Below are 21,142 nucleotides of genomic sequence, written 5' to 3' on the forward strand. Positions count from 1 at the left end.
ATCGCCTCATATATATGGGGAGTCCGATCAATGTCTTCTCTCGGGTTCTGATTCGGCCCTCGGAATGGTCAGAACCCTTTCAGCCGGGGACTACGATCCCCGGCTTTTTTTTGGCTTCATCGGCACGCGCGCAGTCTGCGAATCCCACACAAGGACGGGCTGACGGCCGACGAAGACGGCGCGAATATGCTTCAATGCTAATATTTGGGATATCTATTGAATTCGGCATAAATCAAACTGGCAACATTTAATATGTACTGCTTGAAATTTCTGATGTAAGGCGTGAATACATGTGAGCCGGCCCCAGACCCTTTACATCAGGCGAAGCACGATTCTCTGAAGGAGGGAGGGCAGGTCACGTCGCACGTCGACCACGAGATGAACAAAAACGGTATCGTCGCGGACCTGATAGATAATCCGGTTCTTGCCGGAAAGGGCCTGCCGGAAACCGTCCTCGAAGAAGCCCTCAAGCTCGGGAGGCGCGTGACCGCTAGCGGGAAACTGGCGAATGTGGCTGATCGTTTCCTGCAGTTGCGCAGAAGTCTGACGCCATGTTTCCCAACCGAATGCGCGAACGACGTAGCTTCTCAGTTCGTCGATGCCGATCCGTGCGGTGGGGAGGATGCGGTACTTCAGCCAGGGTGCCGCCATTAGCGGAGCTTTTCCCGCTGGTCCAGCTCATTGAGCTCTGCAAAGAACTCGTCGCCATCAGCGTGATCCCCGCGCTCGATCTGCTTCTGTCCGATAGCCAGGATTTTCAGTAGCGCGATCGTCTGCTGTGTCGATTCGTAGGTTCGCACGTCCTGAACGACGAGCTTCGCTTCGCCGTTCTGCGTGATGATGAGCGGCTCTCCCGACTCCGTCAGATCCTTGACGATTTGCGCCGCTTCGCTTTTGAGGTAGCTGATTGGCTTCACATGATCCGCGAGATGCATCTGGCGCTCCGGGGCGAGGTGGGTAGGACTGAATTTAAACCATTAACGGTCTGACAGCAACCCTGCGATGCGTCTTGGCACGATGCGCAGTTGACATAATTTTAATTAGCAATCTGACCCCTTATTAAATTGTCGAGGGCGCGATAAACACCGAGCCCGGCGCCTCGAGGCGCGGAATTTATCTCCCAAATGAAGGGGTAGATAGTTGGGGCTATCTACCCCTTCATTTCTGGACATCGTTTGACGAGTCAGTCGTTCACTCAACTAAATCTGTTACCAGTTTTCAAGCGGGGCGGCCCGGCAACCGGGCGGACGCCAGTAGACGCAACTTTAGTTGCGCGAGCGTTTGCCGCTCGCGCGACCAACTCCCGTTCCGCGCTGCCCGTCGATAAGCGCTATCGCTTTCGCCCGTTACCCGACAAAAAAAGGAAGTGCACACCGTGGTCCGGCGCATAAGTGGATGCACCGCAAGCGAAGCAAGCCTGGGGGGCGCGGTCGCGCGGGCAGGTCACCGCGCCATAAATGTTTTCGCGTGCTGCGTCGCCCGTAGGGTCCAGCTCACCCCCGAAGCAGCCGGTAGGTGCTCACCGGGCTCATTCGCGCCGGCCGTCTCAAATCTGCTGCCTCCGAAAAGCCCAAAATCAATCACGCATCCGGATGGACGTCTTGGGAAGTGCGCGATAATCACAACTCTTTGAGTCGAGTGTCTGGCGCCAGATCGGCGAGGCGCGGGCGAAATGCTACAACAGCGCAGAAAATGGATGAAACAGCGTGATCAAAACGGGAGCGATCGGCCAATTTCAAGGCCGGCAGCCGGGCCGGGCCGGCCCACGTCGTCCTAGCGGCTTGATTGGGAGGTTTGCGTTGGGCCTGTATAACGCCGAAATCTCGGCAGGATCGCTGATGATTCCGGAAAGCCGACGCATTGCGACTCTTTTGCTTTCGCAACCCAGCGCCGAGCGGTGGGAAGCTGCCCTCAACGACGAAAATCTGCTGCAAAAAAAACCGCAGACGGCCAAGCGCCAAGGCCGCCTGATTCGCAACCGACTCGAGACGCTCGACACCGACGGCGTGCAGCTCGTAATCGGCGGCGACAGCGAGCTTTGCGGGCAAATTTTGCTCGCCGCGGCGATGCGCCACAGCAGACTGCTCAGCGATTTTATGCGCGACGTCTATGCGGCGGATCTGCGACGGTTGGAAAGACACTTGAACCACCAACAGTGGGACGGGTTTCTCTCCGACTGCGAGAATCGTGACGAAGCGGTGGTGCAGTGGGCGGCTTCGACCCGAGAAAAGCTCTTTCAGGTGATCGTTCGCATCCTTTTCGAAGCCAAATTCCTCGACTCCACTCGTCGACGTGGCTTGACGCCGCCTTTGCTGCACCCCCGCGCGAAGGCTTATCTCAAACAGCTCGGCGACATGGAAACGCTCGAGCGGATGGAGCTTCTCGCATGAGCGCGTCCTTCGATGATCGCTTGAACCAAATGTTGCCGCGACTGCTGTTGCCGGACGTGCTCGAAAACAAAGGCTCGGGCGGGGAGATCGGCTTCTGGATCTTCGATTACCCATCCGACAGGGAAATGACGATGCGTGGATGGCTCGCGGACGTCATCGAGCCTGGTTTGCGCAAGCACAGTCCGAAACTGCGGTTCGCGACCGTCGACCTTTTCGAGTGCGTCATCGGCTTGCTCGAAGATCGCCGCCTGCTGGACAAGGCGTTTGAGATGCAGCAAACCAAAGGCGATGACGCGCTGCTCACCTCGTTGCGCTCGGTCCTCAAAGAGGACCGCTTGGCCGCGCGCATCGTCGAACAAACCGGGGTCGCCGACCTGGACCTGTTGATTGTCAAGGGCGTGGGCGCGTCGTATCCGATGGTGCGCACGCACACGCTGTTGTCGGCGTTGCATCCGCACATGCAGCACAAGCCTTTGCTGATGCTCTATCCAGGGCGCTACGACGGGCAGTCGCTTCGGCTGTTCAACACGCTGATCGACGACAACTATTACCGGGCGTTCAGCCTGGTGTCCTAAAGCCACGAGAGACCAATGAAAATCCGAGAGCTTTTTGTTAAGCCAATCGACCGTCCGATCAACGGGGTCGTCAAAGCCGACCAGCGCGACGACGAGAGCGTTTGGCAGGAGCTGGACGAATACGTCGCGACCAAGGAGGTGACCGAATATCTGCGGCGCTTCTTCGACGCGTATCTGGCCACCGTCGACCGCCCGAACGACCCGACGATCGCCGCGCGGATGGGCGTCTGGGTGTCGGGCTTCTTCGGCTCGGGCAAGTCGCACTTCATCAAAATCTTGTCCTATCTGCTGTCGAATCTCGAAGCGACCCATCCGGAAGATGGGGCGAGGCGGCACGCGGTCGAGTTTTTCAACTCGAAGGTCAAAGACCCGATGCTCCTCGGCGACATTCGCCGCGCCGTCACGAGCAACACCGACGTCGTCTTGTTCAACATCGACGCGAAGGCGGACTCGAAAAGCGACCGTGACGCCATCTTGCAAGTGTTCTTGCGCGTCTTCAACGAGATGCAGGGGCTCTCGGGCGACGCGCCGCACGTGGCGGATATGGAGCGCTATCTCATTTCGAAGGGCGCCTACGCCACGTTCAAACGAGCGTTCCAGGCGGCCAACGGCAACGCTTGGGAGCGCGAGCGCGACGCGGTCGATTTTCTGCGCGACGACGTCATCGCGGGGCTCAGCGATGCCTTGGACATGTCGCCGGACTCGGCGGCCAAATGGTTCGACAACGCGCGCGACGCCTACAAAATCAACATTGAGGGCTTCGCGACGCTCGTGCGCAAATACCTCGACGCCAAAGGGCCGCGTCACCGTATCGTGTTTTTGGTCGACGAGGTGGGGCAGTTCATTGGGAAAAACACTCAGTTGATGCTCAACCTGCAGACGATCACTGAAGAGCTCGGAACGCAGTGCAAGGGCCGCGCTTGGGTGATCGTCACCAGCCAGGAGGACATCGACGCGACGCTCGGCGAAGTCAATCAGGCGCGCACCAATGATTTTTCGAAGATCACGGGGCGCTTTCACACGCGACTGTCGCTTTCGAGCTCGAACACCGACGAAGTGATTTCGCACCGGCTGCTCGAAAAGACGCTCGCCGCGCGCGACGCGCTCGAGGCCCTTTGGGCGTCCAAAGGCGACATCATCAACAACCAGCTTTCGTTTGCCGATCACGCGATCGCGTTCCGTCGGTATCGCGACGCGGCGGACTTTGCTGCCCATTACCCGTTCGCGCCTTATCAATTCCAATTGCTCCAAAAGGTGTTCGAGTCGATCCGCAAGGTCGGCGCGACGGGGCGCCACCTCGCGCGCGGCGAGCGCTCCATGCTCGACGCGTTCCAGACAGCCGCCAAGCACAACGGCAATGAGGACGTCAACGCGCTCGTGCCGCTCTACGACTTCTACCCAGCGATCGAAAGCTTTCTCGATTCCTCGGTGAAGCGCGCCATCGATCAGGCGGCCACGAACCCAGCGCTCGAAGAGTGGGATTTGCAATTGCTGCGCGCTTTGTTTCTCATTCGCTATGCCGATGCGGTGAAGGGCACCATCGACAACCTCGCGACGTTGTGCCTCGACGAGGTCGACGCGGACAAGCTCGCGTTGAAGCGGACCATCGAGGCGGCCTTGCAGCGGTTGGAGCGTCAGAACTTGGTGAGCCGCAATGGCGAATTGTGGTTCTTCCTGACGAACGAAGAGCGCGACGTTTCTCAAGAGGTCAAGTCCGTCAGCATTTCCGAGGGGGAAATTTCGCGCCTCGTCGCGGAGCTGGTCTTCGACGAGATCCTCGGCGGACAGACGAAGGTGCGACATCGCGAGACAAAGAGCGACTATGAGTTCAATCGGCTGCTCGACGGAGCGCCCTACAAGCAGGCGAATCAGGCCTTGACCTTTGAGGTGCTATCGCCGGTGGGCGCCGAATACGAAATGATGCACGAGGCGCGGTGCATTGGTCGAAGCGCCGAAGGGACGGCCGGTCGGGCGCTGCTTCGAATGGCCAACGACGCGCGGGTCTACGTCGAGCTCAAAACGTATCTGCAAATCGAGAAATACATCGCACCCAAGGTGGACACGGCCAGCCCGTCGCTCAAACGGATTCTCTACGATCGAAAAGACGAGAACCGCGATCGGCGGACGCGAATGCTGTCCCAGCTGTCGGAAATGGTCAGCGCGGGCGACTTCTACGCGATGGGCCAACGGCTGACGTGCAAGCCGCAGTCGCCGCCGGCGCTGCTCGACGAGATGCTCAATTACCTCGTCACGAACACCTACTTCAAGCTCGGCTACCTGAAAGTCCGGCAGTCCGATCCGATCGCGGAGATTCGAGCCGTGCTGTCAGCGGACACGATTGGCCAACAGTCGATCGCGCTCGAAGGCGAGGCCGGCAACGCGTTGGCGCTGGGCGAAATGCGCCAGTTTCTCGACATGAGCGCGCAAAACAGCCGCGTGCTGCTCTCGGACGTCGTGGAGCGCTTTGCCGGGGTGCCGTGGGGGTGGAGGCCGGAGTGGGAGTCGGTGCTCCTCGTTGCGCGCCTGTTCATGGCCGGCGAGATCAAGCTCGTCATGGACGGCGCCGACCTCGACCCCTTGGCCGCCATCGAGCCGCTGACAAAAGCAGCCCGCTTGAAGAGCGTGTCGATCTTGAAGCGCAAGACGTCGGACGCTCAAACGCGCGCGAAGGTGCGCGAGCTGCACCGCGACATGTTCTCGACCATGCCGCCGGACGAGGAGGACCCGCTCGTCGCCGAATTCCGCGCAAACCTGGCGCGATTGAAGGCCGATCTCGAACGCGCGCGCGGAAAAGCCGAACTGAAAGACTACCCCGGCAGCTCGGAAATCGCCGAGGCGCTGGGCGCGATCGATCGGCAATTGGCGCGACGTGACGCCTTTGAATTCCTCGAAGCCTTGGCGACCCAGCGCAACGAGTGGCGCACTCGGGCCGACGACATCCACGACGTGCTGAGCTTCTATCAAAACCAGGCCCCCGTGTGGGCGCGCTTGCTCGAAGCGCTCAGCAGCTTCGCCGACAATCGCGAGCCGCTGCTCAACGACGCGACGGCTGCGGCCGCATTTGCGGAGTTGGAGCGCATCCGGAGCAACCCCGCGCCCTACGGCCAGGTTAACCGCATCGAGCAGTTGGTGGCGACGGTCGAGCGGGTCAACGACGCGTTAGCGGCCGAGCGGCGCGAGCGCGCGCTTCGGTCGGTCGACGCGAAGATCGCCGAGGCGATGCACGCGCTCGACGGTGCGAACGCGGACGCCGACCTTCGCAATCGCGCGTTGAAGCCGCTTCAGGACTTGAAGGCGCAATTGGCCTCGATGATGAGCATCCCGCGCATACTCTTTTTGCAGGGGCGGGCGGGCGACTTGCTCGACGCGGCGATGGACCAGATTGCGCGAGTGGCGCGCTCGCGCCCGGCGGCGGCGAGCCATCCCGGCGCGAGCGCGGCGAATTCCACGGCTCTGAGCCCGGGCGCGGCCGGTGGCCCGACGGGCGGCGGACCCGCTGCGCCGGCTGCGGCGTCGGCGCCGACCGCGCGACCGGTCAAGGTGATTCGAACCAGCGACCTGAGCGCGAAGACGTATCTGGACACCGCGCAAGACGTCGACGACTACCTCGCGAAGCTTCGCGAGGAACTGATCTCGGCGATCGAATCGGGTCATCGAGCTCGTCTGCAATAACCCTTTTGGAGCACTGGCTCACGCCATGAACAAAGCCAATCTCAAAGTCTACGCGCCGCAAGCGCGGCTCGATTTCATCGGCGCCGTCTCCGCTCGCGCGAACCTGCTGGGCATCAGTACGCAAGGCGTGGCGCCGGCGGAAACACGCGGCGACGTCGCGATCATCGAAGGGCGCGAGTGGCCTGTGAAGGTGCTCGCGCAGCGACAAAAGGTCGTCGACTCGATCGAGCGGCATGGCTACGCGCACTCCATCGAGGCGATCGCCTACACGTGGTTCAACCGATTCGTCGCGCTTCGCTTCATGGAGTTGCACGACTACCTCGACCATGGATGGCGGGTGCTCTCGAGTCGCGATGGTGGCCAACCGGAAATCCTCCGGCACGCCGCTGAGCTGAGCCTGCCGGGCCTCTCGGCCGATCGCCTTCGCGACATGCAACTGGCCGGCAACCAGGACAACGAGCTCTACAAGCTCTTGATCGTGGCCCAATGCAACGAGCTCTCGCGCGCGATGCCGTTTCTCTTCGAGCGCATTGACGACGAGTCGGAGCTGCTGTTGCCCGACAACCTGCTGCGCACCGACTCGGTCATCGCCAAGCTTGTGGCGGAAGTGCCCGAAGAGGAGTGGGAGCAAATCGAGGCGATCGGCTGGCTCTACCAGTTCTACATCAGCGATCGCAAGGACGCCGTCATTGGCCGCGTGGTCGAGACGAACGACATTCCAGCGGCCACGCAGCTCTTCACCCCCAACTGGATCGTCCAATACCTCGTTCAGAACAGCGTCGGCCGCCTTTGGTCCCTGGCCAATCCGGCGTCGTCGCTCAAATCCCAGTGGCCGTTCTACGTCGATCCGTCGAATCAGCCGGCGCAGGAACTCGCGCCGCTCACTGCCATGGTGGCGAGCCGCGTGGCCGAGGATGGCGGCAGCCTCAACCCGGAAAGCCTTCGCGTCTTCGATCCCGCGTGCGGCTCGGGCCACATTCTGGTCGAAGCCTACGAGCTGCTCAAACAAGTCTATTTGGAGCGGGGCTTTCGCCTGCGCGATATTCCGCGCCTGATTCTCGAAAAGAATCTTTACGGGCTGGACATCGACGAGCGGGCGGCGCAGCTGGCCGGATTCGCCTTAATGATGAAAGCGCGCGCGGACGATCGGCGCGTGTTCGACGAGCCGCCGGCGCTTAACATCTTCGCCCTCAAAGAACGCGGCGAGCTGTCGCCGAGCGCGCTTGCCGAGCCTTTGAAACCCTACGGGATCTCGCTAGAGATGATCGAAGGCTTGCTCTCGACCTTCGCCGATACGAAGACTTACGGCTCGCTCATCAAGATCGAGGAGCCTTTGGCCTCCGAGTTGGCGGCGGTGGCGGCGGGCTTGCAACGCGCGGCGGGCAGCGGCGACTTGTATGCCGAGGCGGCCGCTCAGGATCTGTTGCCGTTTATCGGGCAGGCGCTTCTTCTCGGGATGCAGTTTGACGCCGTCTTGGCCAATCCGCCCTACATGGGCGGCAAGTGGATGAGCCGCAAGCTCAAGGCCTTCGTTGAGGCGCGCTATCCCGAAGGCAAGGGCGACTTGTTCGCCTCGTTCGATCTGCGGATGCTCTCGATGGTGCGCGAGGGTGGCTATTTGGGCGCCGTTCAGCCGTTCCTGTGGATGTTTTTGAGCACCTACGAAGACCTGCGCCGCGCGCTGCTCGATCAGGCGAGCATCAGCACGCTGGTGCAGCTCGAATACAACGCGTTTGAGCCCGCCTGCGTGCCGGTGTGCACGTTCGTTTGCGTCAAGGGACAAGCCGAAGGCTGTCAGGGCGACTTCTTCGACCTCAGCGACTTCAAGGGCATTGAAAACCAGGAGCCGCGCCTGCGCGAGGCGATCGTCGACCCGTCGGCGGCATGGCGCCATCGCGCGAGCAATCAGCAGTTTCATGAGATTCCCGGGCAGCCGATTGCTTACTGGGTCTCCGAGCGCTTTCGCCAGCTCTTCGCTAGCGGTCAGACCATTGAGGACGTGGCGTTCTCCAAGCAGGGGTTGGCGACCGGCGAGAACGGCCGCTTCATTCGCCTTTGGCACGAGGTCTCCATCGGCAAAATGGGCCTCTCCATGGACAGCCGCGCGGAGGCGAAAGCCTCCGGCAAGAAGTGGTTCCCCCATTTGAAAGGCGGTGCGTTCCGCCGGTGGTATGGCAACTTCGAGACGGTGGTCAACTGGGAAGACGATGGGCGAGAGGTGCGCGCGTTTGGTACGGAAAACGGTGGCCGGGCGAGATCGCGCGCGCAAAACGTCGAGTTTTACTTCAAGCCGGGCATCACCTGGTCCGATCTGACGTCGAGCTTTTTTGGCTCCCGTCAGGTGCCGCAGGGTTTCATCATCAATACGGTGGGGCCGAGCCTCTTCGCCAAATCGGGCCACTCGCTCGACGGCCTCCTGGGCTACACCAACTCTCGGGTGTTTCAGCGCATCGTCGACGTCAGCTTGCAAGGCCTGCACTACAACAACGGCGTGATCGGCAGCCGGCCTTACGTGCCGCCGACTCACGTCGAGAAGGTTCGCGCATTGGAGCGTGAGCTCGTCGCGATTTCGCGACGCGACTGGGATGCCTACGAGGGCTCGTGGGAGTTCCCGTGCCACCCGTGCGCGTCGGCCGAGGCGCGCTCGCTCGACAATCTCGCGGCCGCGTGGCACGCGTGGGCGCAAGCTAAATCGGCGGACGTGCGTACGATGCTCGCGCTCGAAGAGGCCAACAATCAATTCTTCATTGAAGCCTATGGCTTGGGCGAGGAGATCTCGCCGACCGTCAGCGAAGAGCACATCACGCTTGTGCGTCCGGACCGCGCCAAAGACGCCCAACGCTTCGTCTCCTACGCGATCGGCTGCATGATGGGGCGCTACAGCCTCGACGAACCCGGGCTGATCTACGCGCACGCGGGCGGCGAGGGCTTTGATGCGACGCGATACGCCTCATTTGCCGCGGACGCCGACGGCATTTTGCCGACGACGGATTTGCCGTGGTTCGACGACGACGGGGCCCAACGCATCCGCGAGTTTGTGGGCGCCTTGTGGGGCGCCGAGCGTGTGGACGAAAACATCGAGTGGCTCGCGCAGAGCCTCGGACCGAAGAGCGACGAGGACCCCGACGACACCATTCGTCGGTACGTGGCGGACAGCTTCTTTCGCGACCACGTTCAGGTCTACAAGAAGCGCCCGGTCTACTGGATGTTCAGCAGCGGCCGTCAGGGCGCCTTCCAGGCCCTGGTCTACATGCACCGCTACAACGAGCGCACGCTCGCTCGCCTGCGCTCCGTGTATGTCGTGCCGCTCTCGACCAAGCTGGTCGCGCGCATTGAATTGCTCGAAAAGGACGCGGCCGCGGCGAGTTCGTCGTCGTCGCGCAGCAAGCTTCAAAAGCAAATTGACGCGCTCCGGCGAAAGCACGCGGAGCTGCTGAGCTTCGACGAGAAGCTGCGGCATTTCGCGGACATGCGCATTCAGATCGATTTGGACGACGGGGTGAAGGTCAACTACGCGAAGTTTGGCGAATTGGTCGCGGATTCCAAAACGATCACTGGCGGAAGCGATGACTAGCGGGCAGCACACCTTTTTGCCGGCCCTTTCGCGCCTGCTGGGCGAAGGGCACTCGCTGGTGTTCTGGAACGACGCCGAGGGCGAGTTCGCCTCGCAGCTCGATGGCGTGGAGCTCGACGGCGTTCGCGTCGTGCGGCTCGATCAAGTCCCGTCCTTGCAGGTGAAAATCTGGATCGAGCGCGAGAAGGACACCCGGTGGCTGCTTTACGCGCCGTTTGCGGAGCCCGAGCCCACCGCTGACTGGCTTCTCGACGCTCGGTTACGCGGCAAGGCGTTCAGCGCGGACACCGCCTCGATTCAGCTGGACGAGCTCGGGCTGGCCACGCAGTCGCTACGCGCGCATCTCAAACATCGCGCGAAATTTTTGCGGGCGCGGGAGCGGCTCGAGCGGTTGAAGCGCTGGACGGATCCACAAGACACGGCTGAGCACCTCGACCGCAAAATGCTGGGCGTCGTCGTGCGTGCCGAGACGCCCGACGCCTCGGCCATCTTGCTCAAGGTCTTCGCCGGGCTTGCGGCGGAAGCGGACGATTTGGGTGCCACGCCCAAGGCGTTGGCGGACATCGCTACCAACGACCTCGACGACGCCTTCTGGACCTTGGTCGAACGCGAGATGGGCTATCGAGAGGTGGAGCCCGAGGCGCGCTGCCTTCGCGGCTTGCTTTACGCGATTTTCGCCACCGACTTTTGCAACGGCGTGCGCGCGACGCCCGCGCCCATGGCACATTTGCTCATCCGCGAGCGCGCCCGAGCCGCGCACGCGTCGGTGTTTGCGAGCCGCTGGCGTTCGGACATGGCGAACTACGGCAGCTACGACACGCTCTCAACGTTGGTGGCCAGCGACCTGCGCGTCGACGATTTGATTCGCCCCATGAGCGCCGAAGATCTGGTCGAATCGATGACTTTCGAGAGCGTTGAGAAACGGGTGATTGCGGACCTCAAAGGTCGCATCATCGCCGGTGGCGGCGCCAACATGGATTCGATTCGCGCACTGATTGCCCGGCGCCGCGATGGCCACTGGGCCAACCCGTTGCTGGCGGGCGCAAACGACTCGACGCGAGCGCTTGCGGCGAGCTACGACGCGTTGGAAGCGGCGGCCAGTTTCTTCGAGCTCAAAGCGGCGCGCGCGGCAGGGTTCAGCTTTTCCGACGCACCGACCGCTTTCTTCGCCTACCGATTTGAGATTTTCAGGTTCGACCAGCTTTATCGGTGGTTCATGCGCGCGACGGAATCAGTGGAGCCGATGGGGTGGGCGCTCCTTCACGAGTTGCGCGATCGGATGGAGGCTGCCTATTCCGGTTGGTTCATCGGACAGCTGGCGTCGGCTTGGGCCTCGGTGATCGAAGGTGAAGGCGGCTTGCTGAGTTCGTGGACGCTCCCCGGAGTGGTGAACCAGCAGGCGTTTTACGCTCAGGTGGTCCAGCCCGAGTTCGACAGCGCCAAGCGCGTCTTCGTGATCATTTCAGACGCCTTCCGCTACGAGGCGGCCGAAGAGCTCACGCGCGACCTCAACACGCGCAATCGGGTGAAGGCGCGACTCGAAGCGATGCTCGGCGTGTTGCCAAGCTACACGACCCTGGGGATGGCGAGCCTCTTGCCCCATGAGCGCCTGGCCTACAAGTCGAACGCCAACCTGGACGTGATGGTGGACGCGAAGCCGTCGGCCACGCTCGAACAGCGCTCGGCCATCCTCGCGCAGCACGAAGGAGTGGCCATTGGCCGCGACGAGTTGATGGAGAAGGGGAAGGAGCGCGGCCGCGAGTTCGTCAAGCCGTACCGGCTCGTCTACATTTACCACGATCGCATCGACGCGATCGGCGACAAGCGAGCGACCGAGACGAAGGCCTTTGAAGCGACGGCGCAGACCATCAAGGAGCTGGCCGACACGGTTAACTTTATTGTCAACAGCCTCAATGGCTCGACGGTACTCGTGACGGCGGACCATGGCTTTTTGTATCAGGAGTCGGCGCTCGAAGAGGCCGACCGCTCCGTGCTCGACGCCGAGCCCGAGGGCGCCGTCAAGTCGAAGAAGCGCTACATTCTCGGCCGCGGCATGGGGAGCACGCCCAAGGCCTGGTGCGGCTCCACGGAGCGGACGGCCGGCACCGACGCGGGCGAGGGGAGCGTCGACTTTTGGGCGCCCAAAGCCGCCGGCCGCTTTCACTTTTCCGGCGGCGCTCGCTTCGTCCACGGCAGCGCGATGCCGCAGGAAATTGCCGTCCCGGTCATTGTGGTCAAAGAGAGCGAGTCCGAGAAGGTCCGCAGCAAGCCAGTGGAAGTGAGCACGCTGGGGTCGAGCAACCGTGTGGTGACGAACAAACAACGCTTCGAGTTCATTCAAAATGAGGCGATCTCGGAGCGCGTTCTGCCCGTCACGTTAATATTCTCCATTCGAGACGGCGACACGCCGGTGAGCGACGAGCAGGCGATCACGTTCGACAGCCCTTCGCCCTTGCTCGACGAGCGCAAGCGCTCGGTGATGCTCACGATCCAGGCCGGCTCCCACGACCGGACGAAAGACTACTTTCTCGTGGCGCGCGACGCCAAGACCAAGGCCGAGGCGTGGCGGGTGCCCGTGCGGATTGACTTGGCGTTCAGCAACGATTTTTAGAGGCAGGAATGGCAGAACCAACCTCAGAGCCCCTGGCGGAAAAGGCGAGCTTGGACGCGGCGGGTGAGCGCTCGCTCGACACGCTGCTGAACGCGAGCTTCGCGGGGCGAGTGGTGCGCAAGGACCTCACGAAGCTGATCAAAGAGGGCGCCAACGTTCCGGTCTATGTGCTCGAATACCTTTTGGGGATGTATTGCGCCTCCGACGATCCGGAGACGATTCGCGCCGGGCTCGACAGCGTCAAGCGCATCTTGGCCGAGAACTACGTGCGCCCCGACGAGGCCGAAAAGGTCAAGAGCAAGATCCGCGAGCTCGGCTCGTTCAAGGTGATCGACAAAGTCACCGTAAAGCTCAACGAGAGCCGCGACGCCTACGAGGCGCTGCTCTCGAACCTCGGCATCAAGAACGCGGAGGTGCCCGATCACTACGTCCGCCAATACGAGAAGCTGCTCGTCGGCGGCATTTGGTGCATCGTGACGCTGCGCTACTATTTTGAGGAAAACCAGAAGTCATCTCCATTCGCCGTGGCGGACTTGAAGCCGATTCAAATGCCCAGCCTCGACATGTCCGAGTTGTTTTCAGCGAGGAAGAGCTTCACGGAAGAGCAATGGATCGACACGTTGCTGCGCTCGACGGGGATGGAGCCCACGTGCTTTAAGGAGCGGGTCAAGTGGCATCTGCTAGCCCGCATGATCCCCTTGGTGGAAAACAACTACAACCTCTGCGAGCTCGGGCCGCGCGGCACGGGCAAGAGCCACATCTACAAAGAAATCAGCCCGAATTCGATCCTCGTCTCCGGTGGGCAGACGACCGTGGCCAATCTGTTCTACAACATGAGCGCTCGTAAGGTCGGGTTGGTCGGCCTGTGGGACGTCGTGGCGTTCGACGAGGTCGCCGGCATTAGCTTCAAAGACCACGACGGTGTCCAGATCATGAAGGACTATATGGCGTCAGGCTCGTTCAGCCGCGGCCGCGAGTCAGTCAACGCCAGTGCGTCGATGGTCTTCGTGGGCAACATCAATCAAAGCATCGAATCGATGGTGAAGACGAGCCATCTTCTCGCGCCGTTTCCCGACGCGATGATCGACTCTGCCTTCTTCGATCGCTTTCACGCCTATGTGCCGGGCTGGGAAATCCCAAAGATGCGGCCGGAGTTCTTTACGAACCAATACGGCTTGATCGTCGATTACCTTGCGGAATGGGTGCGCGAGATGCGCAAGCGAAGCTTCGCGGACGCGATCGACAAGTGGTTCAAGCTCGGCAACAATCTCAACCAGCGCGATACCATTGCCGTTCGTCGCACGGTTTCGGGCTTGCTCAAACTGATCTGCCCGAATGGCGAGTATGAAAAGGAAACGGTCCGCCGCTGCCTCGAATACGCGTTGGAGGTGCGTCGCCGCGTCAAGGAGCAGCTCAAGAAAATTGGCGGGATGGAGTTTTACGACGTCCACTTCTCCTACGTCGACCTCGAAGACATGCAGGAGCGGTTTGTCGCCGTGCCTGAGCAGACCGGAGGCGGTATCATTCCAGAAGGGCGTCTCCAACCTGGCGTATTGCACACGATCGCGATGGCCGCGGCTGAAATGCCGGGCGTTTATCGCATGGAGGTTCAAGCGCTCGGCGGTAGCGGCAAACTGTCCGTCTCCGGCTCGTTGTCGCGCGAGCATGTTCGCGTGGCGTTTGACTACTTCAAGGCGAACGCGAGCCGAGTCAGCGCGTCGATCCATCCGGCAGAGCGGGACTTCCACCTGCATCTGGTAGAGCTTCAAAACTCCGGTTCGCCGAATGCTGTGACTCTTGCGAGCTTCATTGCATTTTGCTCTGCGGCGTTGAGTAAGCCGTTGCAGTCACAGTTGGCAGTGATGGGTGACATGACGCTCGGTGGCACGGTTGCCCAGGCGAGAAATCTCGCCGAAAGCCTGCAAGTGGCGTTTGACGCCGGGGCGAAGCGGATCTTGTTGCCCATGTCTAGTGTGACTGACATCCCAACGGTTCCTGGCGAACTGTTTGCCAAGTTTCAGACCAGCTTCTACTCAGATCCCGTCGATGCGGTGTTTAAGGCGCTCGGCGTCGAGTGAGCAATTCACGGGGTGAAATCGATGGGAGAGCGCAAGCGCCAGCTTCCACCGTTCTTGGTTGGTGTCGTCTCGGAGGATCTATATTTGCGCTGGCTTTTGCGCAAAGCGCAGGCGCATGTCGGTCGCGATCGAGCGCGAGGCATGACCGCGAGCGGTGCGCAATATCGCGATGCAATCCATTCCGCGGTGCTCGCGAGTGAAGGCCGAGATCACTACACCGGCGAGCGGCTCGACTGGCACCTCATCTCAAAATACGCCAATGCTGAATATCAAGCAGGGCGTCACCACTACAAGGCCGGCTTCGCGCTTCTGCCGACTGTCGATCACTTTGAGGCATCGGCGTCGGCCGCTTCGTTCAAGATATGTGCGTGGCGCACGAACGACGCGAAGAATGACCTTTCCGTCGACGGGTTTCTCGCGTTGTGCGCGCGCGTGTTGGAGCATGCAGGCTATCGCGTGGAAGCGCCGAAGGATGAGCAGCGGCCCCGAGTGCGACGCGTCAAAACGCGACCACTGCGCCGCCTGCCGGTGAACCGCCGCGTTGAGATGCGAAACTAGCGTCCGCGTGCCCTCGAGCCGCTATCTATAGAAGCCACGACTCGGAGTTGCGGCAAACCGGCGACGGATGTGCGTCTGCAGCGTTTTCAAAGAACGATAAATCCATGCGACAGCTATTTGACAGCATTACGACAAGTGTAGGTTGGCTTACTGGACTATATGAAGCGGTAAGGATCAGCTCTGTCGGAAAAGCGATAGCGATTCTGATTAGCATAGCCGCAGGCTTGGTAGTCTGTTTGCGGCTTCTGAATGAGTTCAACAGGTGGCGGGCCACAAGAATAGAAAGAGCCCTCCACTCTCGTGCTCGACTGTCAGAAAATATGGCGGCGTTCGGCGACGACGAAATCAGGAAGGCGGAGCGACTCTACGTCGAACCGGATTGCGCGCAGACTGATCCCGCAAATGAATCCGACCTGCTTCGCGTTGCAGCTGTACGCCAGCCGATACTCAGCGCGGTAGATAATTTTTTCGAAGCTGCGGATGGTCATCGTTATCTGATCGTGCTCGCCGACTCTGGAATGGGCAAAACGACTTTTTGCCTTAACTATTTCCTCAGGAAACAAAGGTCAAAACAGGCAAACGACCGAAAGGTGGCGGTCGTACCGCTGGGCCGTAGTGACGCGCTTTCGTTGATCTCCAAAATCTCGGAACCGCGGGACACCGTGTTGCTGTTGGATGCCCTTGATGAAGACACCGAGGCCATTGGATCCTTCAACGATCGGCTGAATGAGATCATGAACGCAGCGCGCGACTTCAGACGAGTCGTCATTACTTGCCGATCTCAGTTCTTCGCGGATGAAATGTCGATTCCAACGGAAACCGGTATAGCCTATTTCGGCGCACGAGCGGGTGGCGAGCGCGGAGAGTATCAGTTTTACAAGCTGTATCTGCTGCCATTTTCTGTAGCCCAGGTCAACCGATATGTCGAACTGCATTTCCCATTCTTCTTCATTCTAAAAAAAAGACGGGCACTCTCACTGATCAAGGCAATCGGCGATCTGGGTGCGAGACCCATGCTTATTGAGCAAATTCCTGAACTCGTTAAACAGAAGAAGACTTACACGGAGATCTTTGACCTTTATGCCTTTATGGTTGATCGGTGGCTTCAGCGCGAGAGCCGATGGATCAACCCGGACAAGCTCCTTGCTGTGTCGAAGGTCATCGCGGTCGATATCTATCTCGGTCGATCCGTTCGTAAGACGGAAAAGCTAACGGCCAGGGAACTATCTACTTTGGCTAGTCAATGCGGCACAGATCTACAGCAATGGCATCTCACCTCACGGTCGATGCTGAACCGGGACAGCGCGGGCAACTACAAGTTTGCGCATCGGTCGATCATGGAGTTCCTGTTCGTTCTGGCTTTCGTGATGGGCAACGACCAGTGCGCGTCCGATGCATGGACGGATCATATGATTGAACTTTTCTACAGCTGGGGAAGATCTGACCACGCGTCGAATAACTGGGATGCGATCTCGAAAGTGTTGGCCTCGGACCTGCGCAAAACAAACCTTCTTCCTTTTGCGCATCCGATGAAAGTGCCCACGACATTGTCGAAAAGCGAGATCTCGAGAGTTGGGGACGCGCGGCGTCCACCGGCCCACACACTGCCGCCGCGTTGGCATGCCGCACTGATCAGCGTCTTGGTTGACGGGGCCGAAATTCATGTACACGATTCCGCGTATCGGTCGTTCTACAGCCTGCCCGCAACCAGTACGGTTGAGGCTAGCGACCGCATTGTCTTCAGGGAAAATGTCCATGAGTTGGGTGCATTGAAATCCAGTCATGAGCAATCCTTTCTATCGACGCGGCTTCCGTCAATCGAAGAAATACTCGCTCTGTGGGAAGCCGAGACCGGTCTGTCAGGCCCGATTTTCGATCGGAGCGAGTATTACTGGCTCGGTGATGTGCTCGATAAGGAGAGAAGGCTCGTCTTCAATATCAACGAGGCGCCAGTCAATGACGATCGCGTTTCGCTCGTCGCGCAGCTTAAGGGAAGGAACGGCGGTGCTCGCGAGACGCTTAACATCTACGAGGTAGTCAAGCCGCCGCGGGTCGTGGCGCTTAGTCGCAGCTTCCATGCGCTTACGATTCGAGTGACGGCCGGCGAGATTAGCCTTAACTCGGCGCCGAGTTTGCAGTGACTAGGCGCGGGCTTTAATGTCGAGGAGGAGAAAAGCAACCAATGACTTCGCTTTCCAGGCGGTTCACGTACGGCGAAATGTCATCTATGAACTCTACTCGGTCGAACGAAGGACTATCGGCACTATGACAGCAGCTTTTCTAACTCGCGAGTGTTCTAAGAGGGGCTGTCACGGGAGGGTCCGCTACCGGGCGGAATGGAATCCTATACCCAAATTCTGCCATCAATGTGTATTCACTGAGCTTCTGGATCTTCCAGAGTTGCTAGTCCGGTTCCTCAAACACGAGCGCGCCATGAAAAGCCGAACGCAGTTTGGCACGGATAAGGCTCAGTGGATTGATCGAGAGCCATTGCGAGCAGCCATCCAAGGGCTTCTCCGTCGACATGAGGGGGATCAACGAGGCCTAGCCCGGGAATGTGCGAGGGACCCCGCCATACGAGCCGTCGTCTACCGCATGAGGAGAGACCAGCGGCGCTCTGTTTCGACGAGCCCCGGCGGAACTATTGCTTCGCCCAAGCGCATCGGGAAGCTGCTGCAAGGAGGCGCACCGGGTCTCGGGAAGCGATCTTAGGCGGGGAGTAGAAGGCACGCCCGCGTCGTAAAAGACGATGACACTTTCCGAAGGGTCAAAGGAGTTACGCGTCGGAATATGGCCAGCAAGCGAAATCCGTGCAAGGCGTGTGTGTACGCGACAACGTCGAAGTCACATTGAAAGCGCTATCAGATGGGATATTCGGAGGGGTTCGAAAATCGAGATATTCGACACCGCGAGTGATGCGGTCATTCGCTTCGCCGGAGACGAGGGCATACTCTCCGTCTGGCGAGAGACGTCTGTCAACAGACGGTCTTGAACCTCAGGCCTGCGGATCTTTTTCTGCACTCCGACGCCCCGGGCGCGGAGGGGGAGGGTTGCCATCCTTGCGCCAGAGCGTATCGGGCGCTACGTCGAGCGCGCGTCCAAGTTGCTCGAACACCTCAATGGTTCCCGTGCGCTTGCCCGTCTCGATCAAGGCGATATAAGAGCGACTAACTCCAGAGGCGGCTGACAGCTCGTGATGGGTCAATCTTCGTGTGTGCCGCCACGCCTTGAGCGGATGCACACCGGCAGCCAGTGCGTCGCGCACGGCGTCCGGCACAGTGCGGGTTAAATTGGCAGCTTCGGGCATAGCACATAGCCGATGCCATAGTTCGATCGGCACCACGGCGAATCTGGGCGTGCCGTCGACGCTGATGAATTGGATGTCGTTCATTCTGTTAGCGCATGCGCGGATTCTGACGGGCGCACTATACCAAGGCGCGCGAGTCGCCCAATACCGCCATTGTAAAAGAACAAAATATTCAACGCGATGGACAGCGCCCGTACTTAGGTCGAATAACGGGTGCTTCGGCAACTGGACAAGCTTGCCGGTTACGTTGAAAGCGCGCTATCTAATATCTAATCGACTTCTATTCGGAGAGGTTCGCAATCGAGATCTTCGACACCACAAGTGATGCGGTCACAGTCGTTACTGATCGGGAAGTACGGTATGAGGAACGAGCGCTACGTAGCGATAAGTTGCTTCGCTTTTGTAGCCAGCTCGTTGCAAAAGACGAGGTGCGCGCGAACCCAAAGAACCAAAAATGCACCTCGGACGGTTGCTTCCGGCACAAAGCCGATCTTGATTCCTACTTGATTGAATAATAAATGCGGGTCTCTATTCGTTCGGGAAACGTCGTCTATTGAGCGGCGAACCAACTCTTGCGCTTCTGGCGCTCTCTGGCACGACACTGTAAGAATCGCAAGGTTTTCATTCAGGCTACCGCGAATCGCATCGAAAACGGCCAATTCGGGTTGGCGACCAGGGAGGCGTATTATGCCCGCGTCCGGGTCCTCTTGTTGAGCGGAGTCGCCATCAATCACACAGAGCGATCTAAAATTGATTGCCGGATTTTGCATGTGGGATCGATGCGTTTTCACAGCGTTTCCGTCCCCATGAACCGCATGGACTTCAATTTGATCGTAGTCCGCGCCTAGCATTTCGCGCAGAATCGTATCGACCCAGCATTTCGCGAATTCATCCTCAACAAAGACGGCAAGTTTCTTGTCGACCCTGCCGGAGACCGCTCGTAATGCTTCAACAGAAAGTTTGCCTTGTCTAAGCTTGCCATCGATGCTTGCCCAGATTGCCTCATTTGGTAATGGGGATAGAGCATAGTCGCTGTGCGTAGTAAAGACCGTTTGGATCGACTTCCGTTCAGCAACGTCGATCAGATATTCGACCATTCGACGAGTCGCGACTGGGTGCAGGCCGTTCTCGATTTCTTCGATCAAGATCAGACTGTTTTCCGGGGCGCTTTCAATGCGTGACACCATACGGATTACAGAAGACTCTCCCGCGCCAAAGTGAAATTCGGAGTAGTTGTTAACGCCGAATCGGCCGACCAAGAAAGTATCGTCGAGTCCGTACTTCGTTATGCGATAGTCCTGTACCGATTTTCCAAGGATGTGTTCAACTTGTGTCGCAACGTCTGCATTAAGAGGCTCAAGAGGTGGGCGATGGATGTATGTCGAGCGCATCAACGCCTTATAGCGCGTCTTCTCACCTGCTGGGACGGTCCGCTCAATACCAAAAAATAGTACCTCTCTGTCGGCGACGTCTCGGCGCACCCACTTTGCTTGGCGGAAGCTGGAATTTCTCTTTACGAGTTGACGTGGATTTATCTGCTTGTCAACAAGCTCGTACTCGACACTCCAGCCTGACATTGATTCATCGCCGACAGTGCTCTTGGGGAAAAAGGTCCCTGGCTTGATTGGCTTGTATGCGCATCCGGCCGCGCCAAGCACTGCGGATTTTCCGCTCCCATTTGGACCGATAAGCGCGGTTACCGGGAAGTCGAACGTGATGTCCTCACCCGAAAAGCCACGAATGCGTCCGATGCTTGCCTTAAACAGATACCGACCGAAGTCGTGCTTTCTGACTTTCTCAAGGAGTTGAGCTTTAATCGAGTCTCGTATTTCACTTGGCGGCATGCTTTCCCCGTTGTCTGTTTTTGCGCTTCCTAGCGGCAGCGGATGGTCTTTTCTGCGTACATTGTATTGTAGAGTCCGATTATGCCGGACATCGCCCAGACGCGGGATCGACACATTGACAAACGCCTTAGCGCTCAACCGCCGGAAACGGCGTATCGACGGTGCAGCGTCGAACGAGCCTCTGGGCCGACAGGCGCCCGGCGACCGAGCGCTGAGACTCCGGGGAGGTGCGGCATGTTATTCAAAAGGCATAAAATGACCTTGCGTTGCGGTGGAGAGTCAGAGGATTGGATTGGCTTTCGGGTGAGCCGCGGGTCCGGCATCTTCGCGCGCTGCATCTAGTACCGGCCGCATCAGCCTTGTCGGACGAGCAAAGTACAGCGAGGCCCGAAAACGCCAGTCACAGCCGCTAGCGCACGCGATAACTAAAGTGTTAGTCGAGGGGTGCCGATAAGACATTCTGGTCGCAGTACCGAGGAAGCTCGGCGCCAGGAGGGCCCTCGCCGGTGGTTTTGCTTTTCCGATACCTTAAA

At 59.6% G+C, this 21,142-nt stretch carries 12 protein-coding genes; 8 read left to right on the plus strand and 4 right to left on the minus strand.

All coding sequences use genetic code 11. From position 1 onward, the window contains the following. Positions 1–312: 312 nt before the first annotated feature. Together QEN71_RS43265 and QEN71_RS43270 are read right to left on the minus strand one after the other, a co-directional pair. Positions 313–651: a type II toxin-antitoxin system RelE/ParE family toxin gene (locus QEN71_RS43265; RefSeq protein ID WP_201659294.1), complete on the minus strand. Its 339-nt coding sequence runs from the start codon at positions 649–651 to the stop codon at positions 313–315. Further along, on the minus strand, positions 651–935 hold the full coding sequence (locus tag QEN71_RS43270) for a type II toxin-antitoxin system Phd/YefM family antitoxin (RefSeq protein WP_201659291.1): 285 nt from the start codon (positions 933–935) through the stop codon (positions 651–653). Before QEN71_RS43270 ends, QEN71_RS43265 begins: the two co-directional genes overlap by 1 nt. A 771-nt stretch (positions 936–1,706) precedes the next feature. Between QEN71_RS43270 and QEN71_RS43275 the strand changes: the two genes are divergently transcribed. The 8 genes from QEN71_RS43275 (at position 1,707) to QEN71_RS43310 (ending at position 17,599) form a co-directional block, all read left to right on the plus strand. Beyond that, positions 1,707–2,390: a DUF1819 family protein gene (locus tag QEN71_RS43275; RefSeq protein WP_233472099.1), complete on the plus strand. Its 684-nt coding sequence runs from the start codon at positions 1,707–1,709 to the stop codon at positions 2,388–2,390. After that, the gene (locus QEN71_RS43280) at positions 2,387–2,965 is read left to right on the plus strand and encodes a DUF1788 domain-containing protein (RefSeq protein WP_201659288.1); all 579 of its coding nucleotides are present in this window, start codon (positions 2,387–2,389) and stop codon (positions 2,963–2,965) included. The genes QEN71_RS43275 and QEN71_RS43280 overlap by 4 nt, the downstream gene beginning before the upstream one ends. A 15-nt stretch (positions 2,966–2,980) precedes the next feature. Beyond that, a complete protein-coding gene (gene brxC, locus QEN71_RS43285) occupies positions 2,981–6,637 on the plus strand; it encodes a BREX system P-loop protein BrxC (protein ID WP_201659285.1) in 3,657 nt (1,218 codons plus the stop codon). Between the two features lie 25 nt (positions 6,638–6,662). After that, the gene (gene pglX, locus QEN71_RS43290) at positions 6,663–10,211 is read left to right on the plus strand and encodes a BREX-1 system adenine-specific DNA-methyltransferase PglX (protein WP_201659282.1); all 3,549 of its coding nucleotides are present in this window, start codon (positions 6,663–6,665) and stop codon (positions 10,209–10,211) included. Beyond that, complete coding sequence (gene pglZ, locus QEN71_RS43295) at positions 10,204–12,822, plus strand: BREX-1 system phosphatase PglZ type A (protein WP_201659279.1); 2,619 nt, start codon at positions 10,204–10,206, stop codon at positions 12,820–12,822. The genes pglX and pglZ overlap by 8 nt, the downstream gene beginning before the upstream one ends. Positions 12,823–12,830: 8 nt before the next feature. Continuing rightward, complete coding sequence (gene brxL, locus QEN71_RS43300) at positions 12,831–14,900, plus strand: protease Lon-related BREX system protein BrxL (protein ID WP_201659276.1); 2,070 nt, start codon at positions 12,831–12,833, stop codon at positions 14,898–14,900. A gap of 21 nt (positions 14,901–14,921) precedes the next feature. Further along, positions 14,922–15,458, plus strand: coding sequence for a hypothetical protein (locus QEN71_RS43305; protein WP_201659273.1), 537 nt, complete (start codon positions 14,922–14,924; stop codon positions 15,456–15,458). Positions 15,459–15,778: 320 nt separating this feature from the next. Beyond that, positions 15,779–17,599: an NACHT domain-containing protein gene (locus QEN71_RS43310; RefSeq protein WP_201659270.1), complete on the plus strand. Its 1,821-nt coding sequence runs from the start codon at positions 15,779–15,781 to the stop codon at positions 17,597–17,599. 854 nt (positions 17,600–18,453) lie between these two features. Here the strand turns inward: QEN71_RS43310 and QEN71_RS43315 are convergent. Then, the gene (locus tag QEN71_RS43315; protein WP_201659267.1) at positions 18,454–18,849 is read right to left on the minus strand and encodes a helix-turn-helix domain-containing protein; all 396 of its coding nucleotides are present in this window, start codon (positions 18,847–18,849) and stop codon (positions 18,454–18,456) included. Positions 18,850–19,139: 290 nt separating this feature from the next. Further along, positions 19,140–20,723 carry an ATP-dependent nuclease gene (locus QEN71_RS43320; protein ID WP_233472098.1) on the minus strand — a complete coding sequence of 528 codons (1,584 nt, stop codon included), beginning with the start codon at positions 20,721–20,723 and terminating at the stop codon, positions 19,140–19,142. Between the last annotated feature and the right edge of the window lie 419 nt (positions 20,724–21,142).

Source organism: Paraburkholderia sabiae, from assembly GCF_030412785.1.
Taxonomy (GTDB): domain Bacteria; phylum Pseudomonadota; class Gammaproteobacteria; order Burkholderiales; family Burkholderiaceae; genus Paraburkholderia; species Paraburkholderia sabiae.

Coding starts and splice junctions, on each gene's coding strand:
- brxC (WP_201659285.1), top strand. CDS start 2,981: ATGAAAATCCGAGAGCTTTTTGTTAAGCCAATCGACCGTCCGATCAAC.
- pglX (WP_201659282.1), top strand. CDS start 6,663: ATGAACAAAGCCAATCTCAAAGTCTACGCGCCGCAAGCGCGGCTCGAT.
- brxL (WP_201659276.1), top strand. CDS start 12,831: ATGGCAGAACCAACCTCAGAGCCCCTGGCGGAAAAGGCGAGCTTGGAC.
- QEN71_RS43310 (WP_201659270.1), top strand. CDS start 15,779: ATGGCGGCGTTCGGCGACGACGAAATCAGGAAGGCGGAGCGACTCTAC.
- QEN71_RS43315 (WP_201659267.1), bottom strand. CDS start 18,849: ATGAACGACATCCAATTCATCAGCGTCGACGGCACGCCCAGATTCGCC.
- QEN71_RS43270 (WP_201659291.1), bottom strand. CDS start 935: ATGCATCTCGCGGATCATGTGAAGCCAATCAGCTACCTCAAAAGCGAA.
- QEN71_RS43305 (WP_201659273.1), top strand. CDS start 14,922: ATGGGAGAGCGCAAGCGCCAGCTTCCACCGTTCTTGGTTGGTGTCGTC.
- QEN71_RS43265 (WP_201659294.1), bottom strand. CDS start 651: ATGGCGGCACCCTGGCTGAAGTACCGCATCCTCCCCACCGCACGGATC.
- pglZ (WP_201659279.1), top strand. CDS start 10,204: ATGACTAGCGGGCAGCACACCTTTTTGCCGGCCCTTTCGCGCCTGCTG.
- QEN71_RS43280 (WP_201659288.1), top strand. CDS start 2,387: ATGAGCGCGTCCTTCGATGATCGCTTGAACCAAATGTTGCCGCGACTG.